This window comes from Thermosynechococcus sp. JY1331, from assembly GCF_031583475.1.
In the GTDB taxonomy this organism is placed as follows: domain Bacteria; phylum Cyanobacteriota; class Cyanobacteriia; order Thermosynechococcales; family Thermosynechococcaceae; genus Thermosynechococcus.
Map to the genome: position 1 here is coordinate 1,903,261 of NZ_CP134180.1, position 20,462 is coordinate 1,923,722.

A 20,462-nucleotide genomic window follows, 5' to 3' on the forward strand; every position below is an offset into this window, starting at 1 on the left:
ACGGTCTTGGGGGCATCCCAGATCGTTGTGAGATTCACCTGTGGAAAAATAATCTTAGCTGGAGAGAATCCGCTCCCACTCTGCCAGTAGGTTATCAATACTAGCGTCCGTCGGGTTACTCTCAAGGTGGGTGCCCACTTCCTCAACGCTATTGGGAAAGAGTTCTTCGAGAGTGGGTTGAACGGTGGGGGGTTCCTCTGAAGCGAGATCGGGCATTAAGTAAATTTGGCGAATATCCGGCGGCAGATACTCCGCGATGCGTACTAGCCCCTCTTCTAAATGCTGGTTGAGTTCCTCAAGGCTGTAGGTTTCCCCTTGAACTTCTAAATAGGCGCGCACGCGCTCAAGGTTCCAGTGAAAGGTTTGGGTGGTCACTAGCACGAGGCGGCTCAGGGGACTCAAGTAGGCAAGGCTGGCTTCTAAGTAGCACCAAAGGGGCGGTGGCGCATCCTGCAGGACATAGGTAATGTGCTCAATGCCGGGGAGTTCCTCTTGAATCAGGGTAGCGGTGCGGTTGACAATCCAATTGCGCAGGGAGCGAGCTTCCTCATCGCCAATTTTCACCCCTTCAGGAGTAAATTCCAAACGGTCAAGGCTAAAAAATAGCCCATGCCACACCTTAGCAAACAGATAGTCCACTTGTACGGGCGATCGCCCGTGGTGTTGCAGCACACTATAGACAAGGGCAGCATAGCGACAATAAAGGGCAACAAAGTAGCAGCCGCGATCGCGCTCCTCCTGAAAGGCCTTGATCAGTGCTTCATCAGACCAAGTGAGTAGCGGCTGAATTAAAGGATGTTGCCGCTCCGCCATCATCGGAAAGGAAAGTGCCTTGACCATCTCACTGCCACTGAACTAGACGAACTGTCCTACGCCTTGGCCAATTGGCCTATGCAGAATTCATTCTTTCTTCAGCCTTGGGTGCGATCGCGAAACAGGGGAAGGTAATCGCGGCTCTCTGTCCCCAGCCAGCGATCCCAAAAGGTGAAATAGAGGCCATAGTTACAGCGAAACTGACTATGGTGCAAACTGTGGTGGGTGGCGCCAATCAACCACTGTCCCAACCAATGCTCGGCAAAGCCACGGGGATAAATCTCTAAATTCAGATGGTTGATCACACTGGAGACCGTCATCAGGCTGAGCTGAATCACGATCGCGTAGGGGTGCAGCGGCACAAGCACAATAATCAGCGGCAGGAAAATGGCCTGTAGGAGCGCTTCCCACGGGTGAAAGGAAAAGGCCGTCCAGGGCGAGGCCACAATGCTATGGTGATGCACCCGATGGACACGGCGATAAATTTTCGGTTGGTGCATCCAGCGATGGAGCCAATAGTAGTAGGTTTCGTGGAGCAGCAGCACAAGGCCAATACTCAAGGGAAAGTAAATGTAGTCCCAAAGGGAATTTAACTCTAGATAAACCGCTGTCCAGCCCCGCTGCCACATCACTGCGGCGATCGCCCCCGCCAACGCAAAAATAGCCGCTGTCACCAACGACCAGCCAAACTCCTGCCAAAACTGTCCCCGCTGGTAGGGGCGCAAATTGACCCGCCGTTTCCTCAGGGGCGTCCAGCGAGCCACCACATATACAAGCGAAAAAAAGCCGGCCACCAGCACGAGGCGGCTGACCACCATCAAAAACATGACCCCAACCATAATGCCAAAGAGGCGGGGGTCACTGAGGTTGTAGGGAATCATGCAAAAAAGTGCTAAATGCGTCCCCTAGACCCAGCCCAACCAGTGGAGCAAGCCCTCTCCTGTCCAATATTCCCATAACAAAAGAGCCACAAGACCAACCATAGCAGCACGACCATTGATCCGCTCAGCAAAAGTATTGAAGCCGTACTTGGGGGTTTCCAGTTTTGGGGTGCGGCTTGGCTCCGTGGGAGTGGCCATGGATTACTCCTGTTCGTCTTCGTTTTCTTCTTCAGCTTCAGGGAAGTAGAAGCCTTGGGCGCGCTCGGTCAAAATAGACTTGCCAATGGAAAGGGCACGTTGCGCTTGAAGGGCAGCTTGGCGCTTCCAGACCGCACGACGCATACTGCGCTTGGACTTCGAGGTTTTCTTCTTGGGGCAGGCCATGATGATCCCTAGGACTAACTTTCGCAATCTACTAGTGTATCCCAAACGCTTCCCTAGGGCAACCACCGCTCCCCCCTATGGAGGGCAATGTTCCTCTTTTTGACCAAAAAACTATCACAGAGGGACACCACCCTTGTAATATCAGTAAGGGAATACTGAACCACCCCATCAGGGGATGTCCACTTCTACGAGCAAAGGGAATCGTCAGCTATGAGCAGTAAGCCAGACCGTGTGGTTCTCATCGGCGTTGCTGGAGACTCCGGCTGTGGTAAATCAACGTTTTTGCGCCGACTGGCCGATCTGTTTGGCGAAGAGTTTATGACTGTGATTTGCTTGGATGACTATCACAGTCTGGATCGCAAGCAGCGGAAAGAAACGGGGATTACGGCTCTTGATCCCCGCGCCAACAACTTTGATCTGATGTATGAGCAGATCAAGGCTCTCAAAAATGGCGAATCAATCATGAAACCCATCTACAACCACGAAACGGGGACGATTGACCCGCCAGAGAGGGTTGATCCCAACCACGTGATTGTGATTGAAGGGCTGCATCCTCTTTACGATGAACGGGTGCGATCGCTGATTGACTTTAGTGTCTATCTCGACATCAGCGACGATGTAAAAATTGCTTGGAAGATCAAGCGCGACATGGCCGAGCGGGGTCATAGCTACGAAGACGTGATTGCCTCCATCAATGCCCGTCGCCCCGACTTCATGGCCTATATCGATCCCCAAAAGCAGTACGCTGACGTGGTCTTGCAAATTCTGCCGACCCAGTTGGTCAAAGAAGAGAAAGTCGGCAATATCCTGCGGGTACGGATGCTGCAACGGGAAGGCATCCCCGGCTTTGAGCCAGTCTATCTTTTTGATGAAGGCTCCACGATTACTTGGATTCCCTGCGGTCGTAAGCTCACCTGCTCTTATCCGGGCATCCGCCTCAGCTACGGGCCTGATGAATACTATGGTCACCCCGTTTCGGTGTTAGAAGTGGACGGTCGCTTTGAAAAACTCGATGAACTGATCTACATCGAAAGCCACCTGAGCAATACCTCCACCAAGCACTATGGTGAAATGACGGAACTGCTGCTAAAGCACCGTGACTATCCGGGTTCCGATAATGGTTCGGGTCTGTTCCAAGTGCTGACGGGGCTGAAAATGCGGGCGACCTATGAGCGCTTGACCTCGCGGGATGTGGCCACTGTCACCAACCGCTAATTTGGCCTGCCACATTGAGGGCACTGATGCAACCGCACCATCGATCGCTATGGTCATCGTTTTTGGTCTTTATCCTCTGCTGGTTGGTTCTCACCTGTGGCCAGCCAGCCTTCGCTGCCGATAGCGATGACCTGATCTTTGTCCCCCGCCAAGCCCAGAGTGTCCTCAAGCTCAATCAACGTCCCAGTAGCGATCCGCTGCGTTTTTTGTGGGAGCGTTTTGGGGTATCCCAACTGGCTGATTGGGGTTGGTCGTGGTCTGAGGTTAGTACTTGGGTGGGAGAGGGGGTGACGGTTGCCCAGTTCCCCTGTTCTGAAGTGTGTCCATCCCCGCGGCAGTTGTGGGTTCTGCCCCTGAAGCGGCCAGATGCAGCAACGGCTTTCTTAGAGACCTACTGGCAGAGCCATCCTTTTGAGGCGCAAGTCTATCAAAATATCCCCCTCCAAGTGGGTAAGGACTTGGTGACGGCACGACTGGGCGATCGCCTGCTCCTCGCTGCCGATGTGGAGACCATGATCGCTAGCTTGGGGTCAGCGGTGACTGGGGATGGTAATCTGGCGGGTTTGAGCTTTTATCAAGCGGCGCGATCTCAATTAGACGCTCAACCTACGGCCCTCTACTATGCCAACCTGCAATCCCTAAGTCGTGAGGATCGTGAACTGGCACCCACCTACGATCGCCTGCTGTTGGCCGTGAAGGCGCAAAACAACGAGCTGCATCTGGAAACGCTGCTGCACCGCACCAGTGATCCGACATTGGCTGCTGATCCCCTTGACCTTGAGTTCCGCCGTGCCCAAGAACCGCTGCCGACGGTGGTGGTTGCGGGTTCCCACTTGCCAGAGGGCTATAGCCAACTCACCAAGGCTTTGGCAGACTACCGCTTTGGCAGAACGCCCCAAGGAGATGAGATTGCCAGCCAACTGCTGCGGGATTTGACGGCAGAGATACCGCTGGACGTGACGAGGCAAATTTTTCCCTTGGCCAGCGATCGCTTTAGCCTTGCCCTTTGGCACCAAGGCGATGAACAGTGGCAATGGTGGTGGCAGACGCGCAATACCCCAGAGGCGGCAACTGTGCTGCAACAATTGGATGATCTTGCCCGCGCCAATGGCTATGAGGTGAATCGCTTGGTCTTGAATAAAGAACCCGTCACTGCTTGGGTGAAATTAATTCTTGACCCGCAGACCAGTGAAGGCTTGGTCTCTGATGTGGCCGCGGCCTATGAGCAACGGGGCGATCGCCTGATCTTGGCCTCCTCCCTATCGGTACTGTTCCCTAGCCAGCATAAGAAGGTGTCTTGGTTGCCAGAGAACCTCCTGCGACAGCGGCAAGGGATTCATGGGTTGGTCTATGCCCGTTGGCCAGAGCTATTTGCCCCCTTGAGCCAGCGTTGGCCGTTACTTCAGTATCTTAATGGCATCAGTGCTGGCTGGCTGGAACGTCTGCAAAGCATGACTTTGGTGAATTATGGCGTGCGCGATCGCTTGCAACACCTAGAACTGATTCTCAGCAGCAAAAAAGATTAGAACTGTTAACAAATCCTTAATACGCCTGTTATCAATTGTTGTACTGCCCTGGCTCAGGATTGGGTAAAGTAGGGAGTATTATGTTTGCAGACTGGGGTAAATATGACATCAGTCCTCGATGCGACCAATCGCGATCGCTTGATTGAAAGTGAAAGTTTAGCAGCCCGCACCCTACAGGCACGTTTGCGACTGGTGGAAGAGGTCTTGGTAGATGTCTTGGCGGCAGAATCCGGTCAAGAATTGGTTGATCTATTGCGGCGCTTGGGTGCTCTCTCTTCGCCAGAAGGCCATGCGCTCCATGCCCCAGAAGGGGAACTGCTGAAGGTCATTGAATCCCTCGAACTCAATCAAGCGATCAGAGCAGCGCGTGCTTTTAACCTCTACTTTCAAATTATCAACATTGTCGAGCAGCACTACGAGCAACAATACAATCGCGAACGAGCTGCCCAAGAGGGACTGTGCCGCCGCAGTGTCATGAGTGAAACGATTTCCGGTGTCAGTGGTGAAGGCTTTCCCTTGCCCCATAATGCTGCCAATGCAACGGATGTGCGCAGTGGACCGAGTGAACGCCTAGAGCATAGTCTCTACGAAGCCATTCCCGCCACTCAGCAGTATGGTTCCTTTGCTTGGCTTTTTCCGCGGCTGCATACACTGAATGTACCGCCGCGCCATATTCAAAAGCTGCTGGATCAACTCGACATTAAGCTGGTTTTCACCGCTCACCCGACGGAAATTGTGCGGCAAACGATTCGCGATAAGCAGCGGCGGGTTGCCCGCTTACTCGAGCAACTGGATGTGCTAGAGGGGGCTTCTCCGCACCTGACAGACTGGAATGCCCAAACCCTGCGAGCGCAACTAATGGAGGAAATTCGCCTCTGGTGGCGCACCGATGAACTGCACCAATTTAAGCCGGAAGTCCTCGATGAGGTGGAATACACGCTCCACTACTTCAAAGAGGTCATTTTTGCCGTTATTCCCAAGCTCTATCGCCGCCTTGAGCAATCGCTCCATGAAACGTTTCCCTATTTGCAGCCCCCGCGGCACAATTTCTGTCGCTTTGGCTCTTGGGTGGGGGGCGATCGCGATGGCAATCCCTACGTGACACCGGAAGTGACGTGGCAAACCGCCTGTTACCAGCGCAACCTAGTTCTTGAGGAATATATTAAGTCCGTTGAGCGGTTGATTAATCTGCTGAGTTTGTCCCTGCACTGGTGTGATGTGCTGCCGGATTTACTGGATTCCCTTGAGCAGGATCAACGGCAACTCCCTAGCGTCTATGACCAGTATGCCGTGCGCTATCGGCAGGAACCCTACCGTCTGAAACTCACCTATGTGCTCAAACGGCTGCAAAATACCCGCGATCGCAACCGAGCGCTGCAAACCTACTGTATTCGCCGCCATGAGGCCGAAGATCTCAACAGCGGTCAATTTTATCGCCATGGTCAAGATTTTTTAGCGGAGCTGCTGCTAATTCAGCGCAACCTCAAGGAAACGGGACTGGCCTGCCGCGAACTGGATGATTTGATTTGCCAAGTCGAGGTTTTTGGCTTTAATTTGGCAGCCTTGGATATTCGCCAAGAAAGCACCTGTCACGCTGAGGCGCTTAATGAAATTACCGCCTATTTGGGCATTCTCCCCTGTCCCTATACGGAATTGTCGGAAACGGAACGCACTCGCTGGCTCCTCAGTGAACTCTCAACCCGTCGCCCCTTGATTCCGGGGGAACTCCCCTTTAGCGATCGCACCAATGAAATCATTGAAACGTTCCGTATGGTGCGACAACTCCAACAAGAGTTTGGCACTGATCTGTGCAATACCTACATCATCAGCATGAGCCACGAGGTCAGCGATCTGTTGGAGGTGCTCCTCTTTGCCAAGGAGGCGGGGCTATTCGACCCAGCCACCGGGACAAGTACCCTTCAGGCCATTCCCTTGTTTGAAACCGTTGAGGATCTCAAGCACGCCCCAGCGGTGTTGACGGAATTATTTTCTCTCCCCTTTTGCCACAGCTATCTAGGCAGTCATAGCACTCCCTTTTTACAGGAAGTGATGCTGGGGTATTCCGACAGCAACAAAGATTCGGGCTTCCTCAGTAGCAACTGGGAAATTTATAAGGCACAGCAACGGCTGCAAAAAATTGCTGAGAATTTTGGCTTCCAACTGCGGATTTTCCACGGCCGGGGTGGCTCAGTGGGGCGAGGGGGTGGGCCTGCCTACGCAGCCATTTTGGCACAGCCAGAGCAAACGATCAAAGGACGAATCAAGATTACGGAGCAGGGCGAGGTGCTGGCCTCTAAATACTCATTGCCGGAATTGGCGCTCTTTAACCTCGAAACAGTGGCGACAGCGGTGATCCAAGCGAGTTTGCTGCGCAGTAGTATTGATGAAATTGAGCCTTGGCACGAGATTATGGAGGAGTTGGCCACGCGATCGCGCCAATGCTATCGCCATCTCATCTATGAGCAGCCAGAATTCATTGAATTCTTTAACGAAGTCACCCCGATTCAGGAAATTAGTCAACTGCAAATTAGCTCCCGACCCACGCGGCGGGGGGGCAAGAAAACCTTTGAGAGCTTGCGGGCTATCCCCTGGGTCTTTAGTTGGACGCAAACCCGTTTCCTGCTGCCGGCTTGGTATGGTGTGGGCACTGCCCTGAAGGAATTCCTTGCGGAAAAACCCGCTGAGCATCTCTCCCTGTTGCGCTACTTCTACTACAAATGGCCCTTTTTCCGCATGGTGATCTCCAAAGTTGAGATGACCCTTGCCAAAGTGGATCTAGAGATTGCCCGCTACTATGTCCAAGAACTCAGCCAACCCCAAAACCGTGAAGCCTTTTTCCGCCTCTACGATCAGATTGCTCAGGAACATCGCCTGACCACGGAACTGGTGCTCACGATTACTGGCCATGAGCGGCTACTCGATGGCGATCCGGCGCTCCAGCGATCGGTGCAACTGCGCAATCGCACCATTGTTCCCTTGGGGTTCCTGCAAGTATCTCTCCTGAAACGGCTACGCCAGCACAACAGCCAAACCACCTCTGGGGCGATTCTCCGCTCCCGCTATGGCCGGGGTGAGTTGCTGCGGGGCGCTCTCTTGACGATCAATGGTGTGGCGGCAGGTATGCGCAATACGGGCTAAACAATCATGAACCCGACGACTCGCACATTAACACCATCCCCGCTGCACTTCCGCATTGAGGACTATCACCGTTTAGCTGAACTCGGCTTTTTGGGCGAGGATGATCCCATCGAATTAGTGCGGGGGGAACTGATTAAGATGGCGGCTAAGGGGACAGCCCACGAAACCTGTATCACCCGACTCCTGCGGGTCTTAATGCCAATGGTGGGTGAGCGGGCAACCCTACGCTGTCAATCGCCGATTGTAATTGCAGATCACAGTGAACCTGAGCCAGACATTACCCTTGTTGACAATCGGGAGGATGATTACGCCACGGCGCATCCGACAGCAGCGGCAGTGCAATTGCTAATTGAGGTGGCGGACTCTTCCCTAGAGTACGATCGCACTGTGAAATTGATGCTCTATGCCGAGGCAGGGATTCCCCACTACTGGCTTTTTAACTTGGTGGATCGCACTCTCGAAGCCTATAGTGAACCAGCGCAAATTACACCGACAACCTTTGGGTATTTGAATCGGCGAATTGTGCCCGCGACGGGAGCGATCGCCCTGCCGATCACTGAACAACGGCTCCCCTTGAGTCGTATTTTCCCCTAGACTTCTGCAAAAACCGTTAATAGTGGCTGTTTTGGGAAAGACCCTTGATATAATCGCAACGATTCTCTTATTGACGACGCTATGAGCCACTGGCAACAGATTACGGGTGGTGTGACTGCCGCCAAAGGCTATCGAGCTGCGGGCATTGCGGCAGGACTCAAAGCTTCAGGGGCACTGGATTTGGCCTTGATTGTTTCCGATGTGCCGGCGATCGCCGCTGGGGTATTTACGACGAACCACATGTGTGCGGCACCTGTCACCTACTGTCGTCAGCGGTTACAAACGAAGGGAACAGCGCAGGCGATTTTGTGTAATTCCGGTCAGGCCAATGCGGCTACGGGAGAACAGGGCTGGCAGGCGGTTTTCGCCCAAGCAGATATGGTGGCAACGGCCTTGGGGGTAAGTCCAGAGATGGTGCTCGTGGCTTCGACGGGGGTCATTGGTCAACCCATTCCTCTTGAGAAAATGCGCCAAGCTCTACCGGCACTGACAGCGAACTTGAGTGATGCAGGTGGAGATGCCGCGGCGCGGGCAATTATGACCACAGATTTGGTGCCCAAGCAAATTGCCCTCGAAGCCGAGTGGGAGGGGCAGCCCATTCGCATTGGCGGCATGGCCAAGGGGTCAGGAATGATTCACCCCAATATGGCGACGATGCTGGCCTTTATTACCTGTGATGCTGCTGTGTCGCCCCCTCTGTGGCAGGAGATGCTGCAACGTGCCTGCGATCGCTCCTTCAATCAAATTACCGTTGATGGCGATACCAGCACCAATGACAGTGTGATTGCTTTGGCCAATGGACAATCGCGCACCCCTGCGATTACGGCGCCGGGCGCAGCAGCCAGCCGCCTTGAGGAAATGTTAACGGCGGTCTGTGTCCATTTAGCCAAGGCGATCGCCCGTGATGGCGAGGGGGCGACCTGTCTCATTGAAGTTCAGGTGAGTGGTGCCAGTGATGATGCCGCTGCCCGTCAAGTGGCCAGAACCATTGCGGGTTCAATGCTCGTCAAATCAGCCATCTATGGACGGGATCCCAACTGGGGACGCATTGCCGCCGCTGCTGGCCGCGCTGGGGTGCCCTTTGATGCCAGTAATCTGGCCATTTCCCTTGGGGGAATTGCCATGATGCGCCAAGGTCAACCCTTACCCTTCGATCGCGCCGCTGCCAATGCCTACTTAGTCAATCAAGCCGCCGCTAGTAGCGATCCCAGTGGCCAGCAGTCCCTCGAACATCCGGTGGTGATTGAAGTCAGTATTGGTCATGGCAGTGGTCGAGGTGTCGCTTGGGGCTGTGATCTCAGCTATGATTACGTTAAAATTAATGCCGAGTACACCACCTAGTCCTACAGCTGGGCAACGAACACAGGGGTGTCCCCACGCCGCCGGCCTTAATGAAAATTTTAATTGTTGAAGACGATCAAACCATCGCCAACTTAATTGCCGAATCCCTAGCCCATCAGCGCTACACCCCTGAAGTGGTACATGATGCCGAATCAGCTCTTGAGTATTTAGAGGCCACTGCCTTTGACCTACTGATTTTAGATCTGGGCTTACCGCGCATGGACGGCCTAAGACTGTGCCAAATCCTTCGCCAGAGAGCCTACCAGCTGCCTATTTTGATCCTAACGGCTCGAGACACCAGTACTGACAAAGTCATGGGTCTTGATGCCGGCGCCGACGATTATCTGGTCAAACCCTTTGATCTGGCCGAACTGTTGGCTAGGGTGCGTGCCCTACTGAGGCGTCAGTCGTTACCATTTTCCTCTGTTCTTAGGTGGGGCGCCCTCACCCTATATCTAGACAAAGCCAAAGTCACCTATAACAACCAAGAGCTCCAGCTGACCCCCAAAGAGTATGCCATTTTGGAGGTGTTGTTGCGTAACGGCAGTCGCATCCTTAGCCGCTCAGCAATTATCGATCATGCGTGGTCATTGGAGGAAGTGCCAGGGGAAGAAGCCGTTAAAGTACACTTAAAGAGACTGCGGCATAAACTGAACGCAGGCGGGGCTCCTCCTAATTTTATTGAAACTGTCTATGGTTTTGGCTATCGGCTTAATCCCAACTTTGAATCGCCGACTTAGCAATCTGCGGCATCGCCTATTTTTTATATACTTTTTGGTGATTACTGGAATTTTATCTATCTCCTCATTCTCAATTTACTCTCTGATTGTTTATCACCGCTACAATCAACTCGACGATCATCTAAAAGAAGTAGGCACCCAGTCTGCAAATATTTTGGAAATCCTGCAGCACGAGTATGAAGAGTTAAAGAAAGAACCAAAATATAAAGGGTATGTTCCTAAAAATGTTTCAGGAGACTTGCAACCAATTACAGTTTCTCAATTAATGGGCAAGTATTATTTTGAGTCTGTCTATGAAGTCATGACAAACTTCCCCAGTCATTTTTCTCAGAGTGTTCAATGGTATGACAAGGATAAGAAATTAATTGTTTATGAAGGCAGAAGGATGGATCAAGTGAGTATACCCAATCATCTTTCTGACGCTGGAACAATTGTCAAAGAAGATCAATATCGCTATTTCTTTCTGCCGGTATATGCCAGAGCAAACAAAATGGAGCCTCATCGCCAAGCCATTGGCTATGTCTGTGTCATAGAATCAACCGCTGAGTTAGATCGGGAGCTAGAATACTTAAAATCTATCTTTCTATTGAATATCCTCGGCATTAGTATGATTACGCTTTTGGCAGCATTTTGGTTAACTAATCAAAGTCTTCAACCGATTCTCATTTCACTCAATCAATTAAAACAATTCACTGCAGATGCCTCCCATCAATTGCGACATCCCCTAACGGCAATTCAATCTTCGATTTCCTTGCTAGAGCAATACTCCAAGAATCTTGAACCATCCCAATCAAATAAATTCAAAGTAATTTTATCCGCCTGTTACCAGATGAATACCTTGATCAATCAGCTATTGCTCCTAGCGCGTATGGATCATCATAAACTTGATCAGAGTCAATGGGTCAATGTTGACTTGGATGAGCTATTGGAGTCACTCGTTGAGCTACAGTACGATCGCGCTAAGAAAAAACAGATTCATCTGACCTATCACTGTGATACCAATGCCTATGTCTATGGCAATCCTGAACAAATTTATGAGATTTTTAGCAATCTTTTGGATAATGCGCTTCACTATACCCCTAGCCATGGGGCTGTAACCATTGACCTCAAAAAAAGGGGGGCGTTTGCGATTGTTGAGGTTCAGGATACTGGCATCGGTATTCCTCCCGAAGACATCTGCCGAGTGTTTAATCGCTTTTGGCGTTCTCAGGAGGCACAGTTGTACCATGCCCAAGGCTCAGGGCTAGGTTTAGCAGTGGTGAAGGCGCTTGTTGAGCACTATGGGGGCACGGTAGACGTCCAGAGTCAGCGGCATCAGGGAACCACCTTTACAGTCAAGCTCCCCGCACGCTCCTAAGTACAGCAACCTTCCCTAGATTGTTACTTTTCTTGAGCACAATCATGGGGTAAAAGCCCATTGAACAAGGAGCAACCTATGAATAGTTACGGTTCAAAAGCCCTCTGCCTATTTGTCTCCCTAGGATTGGCAAGCACAATGGCGAGTTGCAGCAATCCCAGTGCCGGTACTGAAGAGGGAGGGGTGTCCTATGAGTTCCCAGCGCCGGCTGCCAGTGCTTCTGCTGTCGCTGCTACGAAAAACCGAACCATTGGCTCCAGCATTTACCTGATGGCCGAAGGAGGTGAATGGGGCGAAGGCGAGGAAGGTGGAGAGGGTCGTTATCGACGCCGACGCGGGTGGTCCTATTCCCATTCGTAAAGTTAGAGCAGGAAGTCCGAATTCCGAGGTGAGGAATCTACAGCCTTCAGGCCGGGGAGGATGTTAACCTTGTTTTTCCTCCCCCCAAGTTGTTGTCTTTATGGGTCAGCCCCTAGGAAAGCAAGCCAATGCTACTGCAAGTCCATCAAGTCTTAACCTCTGAAGAACTGCATCGCCTAAATGCCATCCTTGAGTCAGGGGTCTTTGTAGATGGCAAATTGACTGCCGGGCTCTATGCAAGAACGGTTAAAGACAATCAACAATTGGCGCAAGACAGTGAGGCGTATGCGCTGGCTTCAGAAATCGTGCTTGCAGCCTTAACAAGAAATCATCTCTTCCAAGCCTATGTACAACCTAAGGTCATCCGTCCCATCCTTTTTAGCCGCTACGAACCCGGCATGGTCTATGGCAGCCATATGGATAATGCCCTAATGGGTAGCGGTGAGCAGTTGAGTCGCTCTGATGTGTCCCTCACCCTCTTTCTGAGTGATCCTTGTACCTATGAAGGGGGAGCCTTGGTTCTCGATACCAGTTTGGGCGAACAGTCCTTTAGGTTGCCTGCGGGCTCAATGATTGCGTATCCAGCCATCTTTTTGCATCGAGTGGAACCGCTGAGTCAGGGTGTTCGCCTTGTAGCAGTCACATGGGTGCAAAGTTTAATTCGCGATCCCTTGGAACGAGAACTGCTGTTTGAACTGGATACTGTTCGCCGCAGCATTTTTGAAAAACAGGGGAAAACCATTGAGTTTGACCTGCTCTGCAAGGTGCACGCCAATTTACTGCGCAAATGGGCAGATGTTTAAGCCAAGGTATTCCTTTCAGGAATCTACTGAGTTGAATGGAGACGGGCGAGAATGAAAATACGTCAACTGCATCGTCAAGTCGCGATCGCGCTGTGGCTGCCCTTGGGGTTAACGATGTGGACAGGCTTGGCCTATCGGTTGGGTCGCAGTTGGCTAGGACTATCCAAAGACTTTGGCAAATTGATGATGACAATCCATACGGGCGCCTTTTTGGGGGAGTCCTTCAGTTTGCTCTATGTGCTCTGCTTGGGCTTAGGGGTGGTCGTACTGACCGTCAGTGGTTTTAGGTTAATCAATCCCAGACGACTCAAGCAGTACCACCGGCTGGCTCAGCCAAGCAGCAGCCTGAGACTCATTCATCAGTATGGAGCTATTGTTGTCTTGCTGCCGCTTTTGGTGAGTGCCATCACAGGAGTTGCTTACCACTTGAGTCAACAGTGGCTGCATTTGCCAAAACAGCAGCTGGCTGTCTTACTCCAGATCCATGAAGGAGCCTATTTGGGTGTTGCCTTCAAGCCTCTCTACATCTTGGCGCTCAGTGGCGTCTTGCTCCTGATGTTTTTAACGGGCTGGAAAATGCGCGGTAAGCGCTTCGGGTGATCTCGCCAGCAGCACCGCCTAGATGGTGGGGATCGCTTACTCAGATTCCTAAGAACCTTCTGCCCTTGGTTGGCCTCTTGACCATAGCTGCTTCAGTACAAGGGAGCTTTGATTGCCAACTACGACGACTCCATTGAGGGCACAATCGGTGCTGAACAGAGGCTCGAAATTTTTGGACGATCAACAGCGAGTCCTCTAAAACAGGTTTCCAGTTGAAATAAATTTGCAATAATAAATAGGGGAGCACGACAGTGTTCACAGGCTCCTCAATCCTGCCGATCGCCCCAGAACATCCTAGGAGAACGCCAGCAAAAATTTACGAGGATGTTATCGATGGCAACAATTGGCTTATTTTATGGAACCCAAACTGGCAACACCCAGATGATTGCAGAGAAAATCCAGTCCGCCTTTGCCAATGCTGCGGTGGTAGAACTGCATGATATAGCATCAGCGAGTCCCTCTGACTTTGAGGCCTACGATCGTCTGATTATCGGCTGTCCAACGTGGAATGTGGGCGAACTACAGGCCGACTGGGAGGGCTTTTACGAGGAGCTAGACAGCATTGATTTCACTGGCAAACAAGTGGCCTACTTTGGCGCAGGAGATCAAGTGGGCTATGCTGACAACTTTGGCGATGCCATTGGTATTCTTGAGGCAAAAATTAGTGAACGGGGTGGTGAGACGGTAGGATACTGGTCGACGGCGGGGTATGAATTCAATGCCTCCCAAGCGCTGCGGGGAGATCGGTTTGTGGGTCTACTCATTGATGAAGACAACCAGTCCGATCTTACGGATCAACGCGTTCAGCAGTGGGTCGCACAACTCAAGCAAGAGTTTGGTCTCTAGACGGTTTTGGGGCAACTCAGTGAATGCAGGGTTGCCTCTCTCTTGAAGAATTTTGATAATGATAATCGTTCGTTTTTGGGTATGGGAATGATGTCCGTCCCCCTCTATACGCCCATTGCTCCAGCCACAACTGCGGCGAAAGCCTACCCAGCTTTTGAGCTAGGCCGCAATGCATCCCTCGTGCTGCGGGAGCGTGTTTGGCTGATTGAAACAGGGATTATTGAGATCAACCTCGTCGACAGCGACGGCAACCTCTGTTTTATTGGGTTAGGGACGGCGGGAATGGCCGTTTGTGGCTCCCCTGATCTTTGCTATGAAATACAGGCGCTGAGCCCAAGTCGCCTCCTCTCATTTACGGCCGCTGAGGTACACGCATCTGCCCACTTGCCACGACTCATCTGCGAGGGGCAACAGTATCGGCAGTACTACAGTGATCTGTTACTGAAGGCCGGTCATTATCCCACTGCTGTGCAGCGATTGTATGAAGTTTTAGTGGTTTTGGGGCAAATGATTGGGGTCAGCACCCCCGCGGGTGTTCGCCTCCCTGTGCGGCTCACCCATGCCCAACTGTCCCGCTACACAGGCATTACTCGGGTAACCGTAACCCGCTTGCTCCACCAACTGCGTCAGCAACAGCAGCTCCGCTGGGGGCGCGATCGCCACCTGATTCTTCTTGGCCAAGATTCATGCTGGCCAAAGAACAGGGGTTAGTGTAGCTTAGCCAAGAGCGCCGCTTCCACTTCCTGCTGCAGGGGCTCGGGTTGAAGATCCGCCAGTTGTTCAAGGGCAAAGGCCTTGACCAGCAAATCATGCGCTTGGCTCACCTCTAGACCCCGACTGCGCAGATAGAACAGATCCTCGCTGGCCAGTTGACTCACCGTGGCACCATGGGAGCACTTGACGTTGTCGGCAACAATCTCCAATTGAGGCTTGGTATCAATACGCGCTTTGTCCGAAAGCAGCAGGGTGCGGTTCAGTTGACTGGCATCGGTTAGTTGGGCAACCTGTGGCACAACAATACGGCCATTAAAAATGCCGTGGGCGCGATCGCCAAGAATGCACTTGTGAATCTGTTCACTGCCGCTATGGGGAGCATTAAAGAACACTGCCGAGTGGGTGTCCATAATTTGGCTATCCATGGCGATCGCCAGTCCCTTCAGGATTGTCTGGCTGCCACTGCCTTGGATCTGCACCTGCCAATTGTGGCGGCTCAAGCATCCCCCCAAATCAACGGCGTGCCCCTCGTAGTCACTGTCTTGGGCTTGGCACACCGCTGTACAGCCAATGTGAATCGCCGTTGGTGATTGGTGTTGAATCCGCACATGGCGCAGGCGGGCACTGGCGCCTAGGGAGAGTTCCGTCACACTGTTGGTGAACTGTTGATCGCCCGTGAGGGACAAAAAGCGTTCAATCAGCGTAGCTTGACCTTGGGCAGCCACTTCAACTGTGAGGCGTGGCGACACCACACTCCGCTGCTGCCGACTACTGACAAAGAACACCTCCACGGGTTCAGGGAGAGCCCCCGATAGACGCAGACAAACCCGATCCGCGAGCATGGCAGCGTTGAGGTCACTGAAGACCTCTGGGGGCGCGATCGCGGGAGCAAGGGGCGGCAACTGCTCCACCCCCACGGCGTTCAATCGCGACAACTCGGCAGAGAAATAGCCATCAATTAGAACAATTTGGGCAACCGTTGCAAAATTACGCTCGCAGAGTAAATGCCGTACCTCAGCCACAATTTCTGGGGAAGGGGGGGCAATAGCCCCTTGGAACGAGCGCGTCCGTAGAATGGATAAATCGGTAAATCGCCAGTCTTCGTCGCGGGGGCTGGGCAAGGTTTGCTCATGGAGGCGATCGCGGGCCGCTTGCCGCAGGGATTCTAACTCAGCATGGCGCGGGGGCGGTGCGCAGTTCAATAGATCATTGAGCTCATTCGTGCGACTGGCCTTGGGCAGATCCGCTTGATCGGAATTGGCGTTGACTGTAATGGTCATGATACAGCCCCCTCCTCTTCGCGAACCCAGTCATAGCCCCGTGCTTCCAGTTCTAGGGCCAATTCCTTCGACCCTGTGAGGATAATCCGACCCCCCTCCATCACATGGACATAATCCGGCACGATGTAGTCCAGCAGCCGTTGATAGTGGGTAATCAGGAGAATGCAGTTATCGGGACGAGTCAGTTGGTTGACCCCATTGGCGACAATGCGCAGGGCATCGATATCAAGCCCAGAGTCGGTTTCATCGAGAATGGCTAGAGTCGGCTCCAGCAGAGCCATTTGCAGAATTTCGTTGCGCTTTTTCTCGCCGCCAGAGAAGCCCTCATTCACCCCGCGATTGAGGAAGCCTTCATCCAACTTCACCAGTTCAATTTTCTGTCGCACGAGATCATCAAAGTCAAAGGCATCCAGTTCCTCGAGACCTTGATGCTTGCGCTTGGCGTTGTAGGCCACCCGCAAAAAGTCGAGATTGCTCACCCCCGGAATTTCAAGGGGGTATTGAAACGCCAAAAAGACGCCTTCACGGGCACGCTCTTCAGGAGGCAAGTCCAAGAGATTCTTGCCTTTGTAGAGCACTTCGCCACCAGTTACGGTGTAGTCGGGATGACCCGCGAGAATTTTGGAGAACGTGCTTTTGCCGGAGCCATTGGGCCCCATGATGGCGTGAATTTCCCCAGCGCGAATCGTCAAGTTCAGGCCTTTGAGAATGGGGGTGTCCTCCACACTGGCCGTTAACTCTCGAACTTCTAAAATGACTTCGCTGTCGGGACGAATCACGCCTTACCTCCCTTGCATCGTTCATAATTTTTTAATGTAGCGCAGCGGGCGGGCGATCGCGATTGAGTTTCTTGGCAGAGGAGTATTGACGACAACAGTACACCGGCACCGCTGTCAAACCATGCCCACAGGAGAAAATCAACCACCTTTTATGACACTCTCAACAACCACCATTCCCGAACTGGAACGCCTCCATCAGCAGGCCAGCCGCTGGCAATGCCTCCCACCGCGAGAGCGCATGGGCTATCTCCAAGCCATGAAAACCCTTGCCCGTCGCCATGCTTCAGAATGGGTGACCTTGGCCTGTCAAATCAAAGGCATTGATCCCCAAGGGGTTTGGGCAGGGGAAGAGTGGACAACAGGTCCTTTGGGACTCATCCTCAAGCTGGATCACTATCTCTATGCCCTGCGTCACGAAGCCGCCCCCCCAGTGCCCCGCTGGCGAACCGCCCCCACCGGTCAGGCGATCGCTGACATTCTGCCGCGCAATTGGCAAGAGCGTTTACTTTGGTTTGGGGTGAAAGCCGAAGTTTGGCTCCAACCCGATCAACCCCCAAGTCAGGGCAGTGCTTACCGTAACCCACCGCCGCCGGGGGTCGCTGTGGTGCTGGGGGCGGGCAATATCACATCATTGTGCTTGGCGGATGTCCTCTATCAACTGGTGGCGGCCAATCGAGTGGCACTACTGAAGATGAATCCCCTCTTGGCGCCCTTGACGGAGTGTTTTCGCAAGATTTGTGCGCCCTTAATTGAGGCGGGTTTCCTTGAGATTGTGGAAGGAGATGCCGCCCTAGGGGAAGCCCTCTGCCATCATCCATTGACGCAGCACATTCACATTACTGGGTCCCACCACACCTACAATCGCCTTGTTTGGGGAGAAACGGCAGCCGAGCAGGCCATTCGCAAAGCTCGCCAACAACGGAAGCTAACCAAACCCGTGACAGCAGAATTGGGAAATGTCACTCCCCTGCTGATCGTTCCCGGCGAATGGACAGCAGCAGAACTGACCTACCAAGCCCGCCAAGTGTCCAGTGCCCTTGTCCATAACGCCAGCTTTAACTGCATTGGGGCGCAAATCCTCGTCACGGCTGCGGGATGGCCGCAGCGAGAGGCATTCCTCAACACCCTGAAGGCACAACTGCAAGCGATTCCGCCTCGCCCTGCCTATTATCCAAGGGCGATCGCCCGCTATGAGTCGTTTCTGGCGGATTATCCCCAAGCCACAGTGCTGAGTCCCGCTGTCGAAGGCACGATTCCCTGGACCCTGATTGAAGGCCTCACCCCCACGGCCAATCCCCGCATTTTCCAAGAGGAGGTCTTCTGTGGTCTGTTGGCAGAGGTGCAATTGCCCGTTAGCGATGCCGCCGCCTACCTCACCACTGCCGTGCCCTTTGTCAATGAGCGGCTCTGGGGTACCCTCGGCTGTAGTCTAATCGTTGATCCGCGTACTGAGGCCAGCTATGCAGACGTGCTGGAACAGGCGATCGCCCAATTGCGCTATGGTTCTATTGCCATCAATGCATGGGTTTCCTTGGCCTATGGGTTGGGCTGTACCCCTTGGGGAGCCTTTCCTGGACATACACCAGCGGCCATTGGTTCTGGGGTGGGCGTGGTTCACAATAGCTTCCTGTTTGACTATCCCGAAAAAGCCGTGGTTCGTGTTCCCTTCCAGTTACCGGTCACGCCCCCTTGGTTCTATGGCCATCGCAGCCTACCCCAACTGGCGCAGGCGGTCATGGACATTTACGCTGGCGGCAATCCCTTGGGTTGGCTGTCCCTCTTGATGGCGGCGATGCGGGGCTAGGCTCATAGCCGAACGGTGACGGTTTTCCCCCCTTGAGGCAGTGTCAACTCCTGTGTGCGGGTTTGGCCTTGGGCTGTCACTGTTAGGCGATAGCGACCAAGATAGCCGCGTCCTTGCCATTGGCCTTGGGCATTGGTTTGACCCGTCACCCTTGTCCACCAGTCCTCAAAAAGGAGTTTGCGGTAGGCGATCGCCGCTGGCTTGGCGGAAAAGTCTTGGCGATAGAGTCCGGCTTGGGGACGCCAATGGTTCCCCGCCCAAAAGCCCCAAAGCAAAATTTCCTTGACTGCGGGGTGGGCAAAACCAATGCGGTAAATTTGGCGCAGGGTCTGGGCCTGCTGTTGTTCGTCCGCCAAACTCACACTCACTTCGGTAATTTTCAAGGGCAGATTGAACTGGGCGAGGGTATCGAGGGCACGCTGCATTTTGGCCTCATCCAAGGGATATTCCAGATGGGCTTGAATACCGATCCCGCCAAGGGGAACCCCTTGCGCCAAGAGACGACGAATCTGCTCAACATAGTCATTCAGGCGATCGCCCTCAATGATGCCGTAGTCGTTGACATAGAGAATCGCCTCAGGATTGCCCTCACGGCACCATGCAAACATCTCTTTGACAATGCCCTCACCCAAGCGACTGCGGAAAAAATTGCCATGGAGCATCTCATTGTTGACATCAAATTCGTTGATCCGACCGCGATAGTGGCGACACACGGCAATGGCATGGTTTTTCACCGCTGCGCGCAATTGCTCTGGTGGCAGTGTTTTCAGCCATGGGGGATTAAACTGCTCTACTTCCCAAAAAAGGGTATGCCCCCGCATTGGCCAGCCTTGGGCCTGCACCCAGCTGAAAATGGTGTCAGCCATGGTAAAGTCCAGCTTGCCCTGCTCTGGCTCCAATTGATACCACTTGAGGGCATTTTCATGAACCGCCGCATTGAAGTTTGCCTGAGCCGTTTGTTTGTACCAAGGCGCAGCCGCGGGTGGCGTGGGGCGAAACATCTCCGTATCGAGGGCAACGCCAAAGGGAAAGGCATGGCTTTGCTGCAGCAGTTGGATGCGGGCATGGGGAATCGGACGGCCTTGGCCATTCTCAACAACGACGGTGAGGGGCGCCTGTCGCAATTGCTCAATTTGCTGGCTGAGGGCATCAGTGGCCACAGAAGAGGCAGAGGTACCACAGGCAACCACCAAAAGAGCGGCCAAGCAACTCAACCAGAGAAAACGGCGCCAGTTCAGCATGAATCAACCCTTAGATCACTAGAGCTTCAGACGGATTGTCGCTATC

The 20,462-nt window shown here is 53.1% G+C and carries 20 protein-coding genes; 13 read left to right on the plus strand and 7 right to left on the minus strand.

Translation table 11 applies throughout. From position 1 onward, the window contains the following. Positions 1 to 54: 54 nt before the first annotated feature. From RHJ31_RS09285 to RHJ31_RS09300, 4 genes are all read right to left on the minus strand, one after another. Positions 55 to 840, minus strand: a complete 786-nt coding sequence (locus tag RHJ31_RS09285; RefSeq protein WP_302676411.1) for a hypothetical protein — start codon at positions 838 to 840, stop codon at positions 55 to 57. A 71-nt stretch (positions 841 to 911) separates the two neighbouring features. Then, on the minus strand, positions 912 to 1,694 hold the full coding sequence (crtG, locus tag RHJ31_RS09290; RefSeq protein ID WP_302676412.1) for a 2,2'-beta-hydroxylase CrtG: 783 nt from the start codon (positions 1,692 to 1,694) through the stop codon (positions 912 to 914). Between the two features lie 24 nt (positions 1,695 to 1,718). Continuing rightward, entirely contained in the window at positions 1,719 to 1,892 is a 174-nt protein-coding gene (locus RHJ31_RS09295; RefSeq protein ID WP_149818048.1) for a hypothetical protein, read from the minus strand. A gap of 3 nt (positions 1,893 to 1,895) precedes the next feature. Continuing rightward, positions 1,896 to 2,078 carry a 50S ribosomal protein L32 gene (locus RHJ31_RS09300; RefSeq protein ID WP_024124949.1) on the minus strand — a complete coding sequence of 61 codons (183 nt, stop codon included), beginning with the start codon at positions 2,076 to 2,078 and terminating at the stop codon, positions 1,896 to 1,898. A 210-nt stretch (positions 2,079 to 2,288) separates the two neighbouring features. On the opposite strand from RHJ31_RS09300, the gene RHJ31_RS09305 reads away from it, so the two are divergent. From RHJ31_RS09305 to RHJ31_RS09360, 12 genes are all read left to right on the plus strand, one after another. Next, positions 2,289 to 3,293, plus strand: a complete 1,005-nt coding sequence (locus RHJ31_RS09305) for a phosphoribulokinase (protein ID WP_149818046.1) — start codon at positions 2,289 to 2,291, stop codon at positions 3,291 to 3,293. Positions 3,294 to 3,319: 26 nt separating this feature from the next. Then, positions 3,320 to 4,819, plus strand: a complete 1,500-nt coding sequence (locus RHJ31_RS09310; RefSeq protein ID WP_302676413.1) for a DUF3352 domain-containing protein — start codon at positions 3,320 to 3,322, stop codon at positions 4,817 to 4,819. 102 nt (positions 4,820 to 4,921) lie between these two features. Beyond that, the gene (ppc, locus tag RHJ31_RS09315; protein ID WP_302676414.1) at positions 4,922 to 7,957 is read left to right on the plus strand and encodes a phosphoenolpyruvate carboxylase; all 3,036 of its coding nucleotides are present in this window, start codon (positions 4,922 to 4,924) and stop codon (positions 7,955 to 7,957) included. A 6-nt stretch (positions 7,958 to 7,963) separates the two neighbouring features. After that, complete coding sequence (locus RHJ31_RS09320; protein ID WP_206199485.1) at positions 7,964 to 8,551, plus strand: Uma2 family endonuclease; 588 nt, start codon at positions 7,964 to 7,966, stop codon at positions 8,549 to 8,551. 81 nt (positions 8,552 to 8,632) lie between these two features. After that, positions 8,633 to 9,892, plus strand: coding sequence for a bifunctional glutamate N-acetyltransferase/amino-acid acetyltransferase ArgJ (gene argJ, locus RHJ31_RS09325; RefSeq protein ID WP_302676415.1), 1,260 nt, complete (start codon positions 8,633 to 8,635; stop codon positions 9,890 to 9,892). A 50-nt stretch (positions 9,893 to 9,942) separates the two neighbouring features. After that, on the plus strand, positions 9,943 to 10,632 hold the full coding sequence (locus tag RHJ31_RS09330; RefSeq protein WP_302676416.1) for a response regulator transcription factor: 690 nt from the start codon (positions 9,943 to 9,945) through the stop codon (positions 10,630 to 10,632). After that, positions 10,586 to 11,989 (plus strand): cell wall metabolism sensor histidine kinase WalK, encoded by a 1,404-nt coding sequence (locus RHJ31_RS09335; RefSeq protein WP_302676417.1) that lies wholly within the window; start codon positions 10,586 to 10,588, stop codon positions 11,987 to 11,989. Before RHJ31_RS09330 ends, RHJ31_RS09335 begins: the two co-directional genes overlap by 47 nt. A 138-nt stretch (positions 11,990 to 12,127) precedes the next feature. Next, on the plus strand, positions 12,128 to 12,349 hold the full coding sequence (locus RHJ31_RS09340) for a hypothetical protein (RefSeq protein ID WP_302676418.1): 222 nt from the start codon (positions 12,128 to 12,130) through the stop codon (positions 12,347 to 12,349). 128 nt (positions 12,350 to 12,477) lie between these two features. After that, on the plus strand, positions 12,478 to 13,152 hold the full coding sequence (locus RHJ31_RS09345; protein ID WP_302676419.1) for a Fe2+-dependent dioxygenase: 675 nt from the start codon (positions 12,478 to 12,480) through the stop codon (positions 13,150 to 13,152). A 51-nt stretch (positions 13,153 to 13,203) separates the two neighbouring features. Then, a complete protein-coding gene (locus RHJ31_RS09350; RefSeq protein WP_206199480.1) occupies positions 13,204 to 13,752 on the plus strand; it encodes a PepSY domain-containing protein in 549 nt (182 codons plus the stop codon). A gap of 333 nt (positions 13,753 to 14,085) precedes the next feature. Then, positions 14,086 to 14,598, plus strand: a complete 513-nt coding sequence (gene fldA, locus RHJ31_RS09355) for a flavodoxin FldA (protein WP_206199479.1) — start codon at positions 14,086 to 14,088, stop codon at positions 14,596 to 14,598. Positions 14,599 to 14,685: 87 nt separating this feature from the next. Beyond that, on the plus strand, positions 14,686 to 15,309 hold the full coding sequence (locus RHJ31_RS09360) for a Crp/Fnr family transcriptional regulator (RefSeq protein ID WP_302676420.1): 624 nt from the start codon (positions 14,686 to 14,688) through the stop codon (positions 15,307 to 15,309). Here the strand turns inward: RHJ31_RS09360 and sufD are convergent. Both sufD and sufC read right to left on the minus strand, forming a co-directional pair. After that, positions 15,306 to 16,592 (minus strand): Fe-S cluster assembly protein SufD, encoded by a 1,287-nt coding sequence (gene sufD, locus RHJ31_RS09365; protein WP_302676421.1) that lies wholly within the window; start codon positions 16,590 to 16,592, stop codon positions 15,306 to 15,308. The genes RHJ31_RS09360 and sufD overlap by 4 nt on opposite strands. Next, entirely contained in the window at positions 16,589 to 17,371 is a 783-nt protein-coding gene (gene sufC / locus RHJ31_RS09370) for a Fe-S cluster assembly ATPase SufC (RefSeq protein WP_286626523.1), read from the minus strand. Before sufC ends, sufD begins: the two co-directional genes overlap by 4 nt. Before the next feature lie 85 nt (positions 17,372 to 17,456). On the opposite strand from sufC, the gene RHJ31_RS09375 reads away from it, so the two are divergent. Then, positions 17,457 to 19,175, plus strand: a complete 1,719-nt coding sequence (locus tag RHJ31_RS09375; protein WP_310445864.1) for an aldehyde dehydrogenase family protein — start codon at positions 17,457 to 17,459, stop codon at positions 19,173 to 19,175. 2 nt (positions 19,176 to 19,177) lie between these two features. On the opposite strand, the gene RHJ31_RS09380 is transcribed toward RHJ31_RS09375, so the two are convergent. After that, the gene (locus RHJ31_RS09380) at positions 19,178 to 20,416 is read right to left on the minus strand and encodes an endo-1,4-beta-xylanase (protein WP_302676423.1); all 1,239 of its coding nucleotides are present in this window, start codon (positions 20,414 to 20,416) and stop codon (positions 19,178 to 19,180) included. Positions 20,417 to 20,462: the final 46 nt, after the last annotated feature.

What these genes read in the sequence shown, in the direction of transcription:
- RHJ31_RS09360 (WP_302676420.1), top strand. Translation starts at nt 14,686, where the DNA reads ATGATGTCCGTCCCCCTCTATACGCCCATTGCTCCAGCCACAACTGCG.
- RHJ31_RS09295 (WP_149818048.1), bottom strand. Translation starts at nt 1,892, where the DNA reads ATGGCCACTCCCACGGAGCCAAGCCGCACCCCAAAACTGGAAACCCCC.
- RHJ31_RS09335 (WP_302676417.1), top strand. Translation starts at nt 10,586, where the DNA reads ATGGTTTTGGCTATCGGCTTAATCCCAACTTTGAATCGCCGACTTAGC.
- RHJ31_RS09305 (WP_149818046.1), top strand. Translation starts at nt 2,289, where the DNA reads ATGAGCAGTAAGCCAGACCGTGTGGTTCTCATCGGCGTTGCTGGAGAC.
- RHJ31_RS09340 (WP_302676418.1), top strand. Translation starts at nt 12,128, where the DNA reads ATGGCGAGTTGCAGCAATCCCAGTGCCGGTACTGAAGAGGGAGGGGTG.
- argJ (WP_302676415.1), top strand. Translation starts at nt 8,633, where the DNA reads ATGAGCCACTGGCAACAGATTACGGGTGGTGTGACTGCCGCCAAAGGC.
- sufD (WP_302676421.1), bottom strand. Translation starts at nt 16,592, where the DNA reads ATGACCATTACAGTCAACGCCAATTCCGATCAAGCGGATCTGCCCAAG.
- ppc (WP_302676414.1), top strand. Translation starts at nt 4,922, where the DNA reads ATGACATCAGTCCTCGATGCGACCAATCGCGATCGCTTGATTGAAAGT.
- fldA (WP_206199479.1), top strand. Translation starts at nt 14,086, where the DNA reads ATGGCAACAATTGGCTTATTTTATGGAACCCAAACTGGCAACACCCAG.
- RHJ31_RS09285 (WP_302676411.1), bottom strand. Translation starts at nt 840, where the DNA reads ATGGTCAAGGCACTTTCCTTTCCGATGATGGCGGAGCGGCAACATCCT.
- RHJ31_RS09350 (WP_206199480.1), top strand. Translation starts at nt 13,204, where the DNA reads ATGAAAATACGTCAACTGCATCGTCAAGTCGCGATCGCGCTGTGGCTG.
- RHJ31_RS09345 (WP_302676419.1), top strand. Translation starts at nt 12,478, where the DNA reads ATGCTACTGCAAGTCCATCAAGTCTTAACCTCTGAAGAACTGCATCGC.
- RHJ31_RS09310 (WP_302676413.1), top strand. Translation starts at nt 3,320, where the DNA reads ATGCAACCGCACCATCGATCGCTATGGTCATCGTTTTTGGTCTTTATC.
- crtG (WP_302676412.1), bottom strand. Translation starts at nt 1,694, where the DNA reads ATGATTCCCTACAACCTCAGTGACCCCCGCCTCTTTGGCATTATGGTT.
- RHJ31_RS09330 (WP_302676416.1), top strand. Translation starts at nt 9,943, where the DNA reads ATGAAAATTTTAATTGTTGAAGACGATCAAACCATCGCCAACTTAATT.
- RHJ31_RS09380 (WP_302676423.1), bottom strand. Translation starts at nt 20,416, where the DNA reads ATGCTGAACTGGCGCCGTTTTCTCTGGTTGAGTTGCTTGGCCGCTCTT.
- RHJ31_RS09300 (WP_024124949.1), bottom strand. Translation starts at nt 2,078, where the DNA reads ATGGCCTGCCCCAAGAAGAAAACCTCGAAGTCCAAGCGCAGTATGCGT.
- RHJ31_RS09320 (WP_206199485.1), top strand. Translation starts at nt 7,964, where the DNA reads ATGAACCCGACGACTCGCACATTAACACCATCCCCGCTGCACTTCCGC.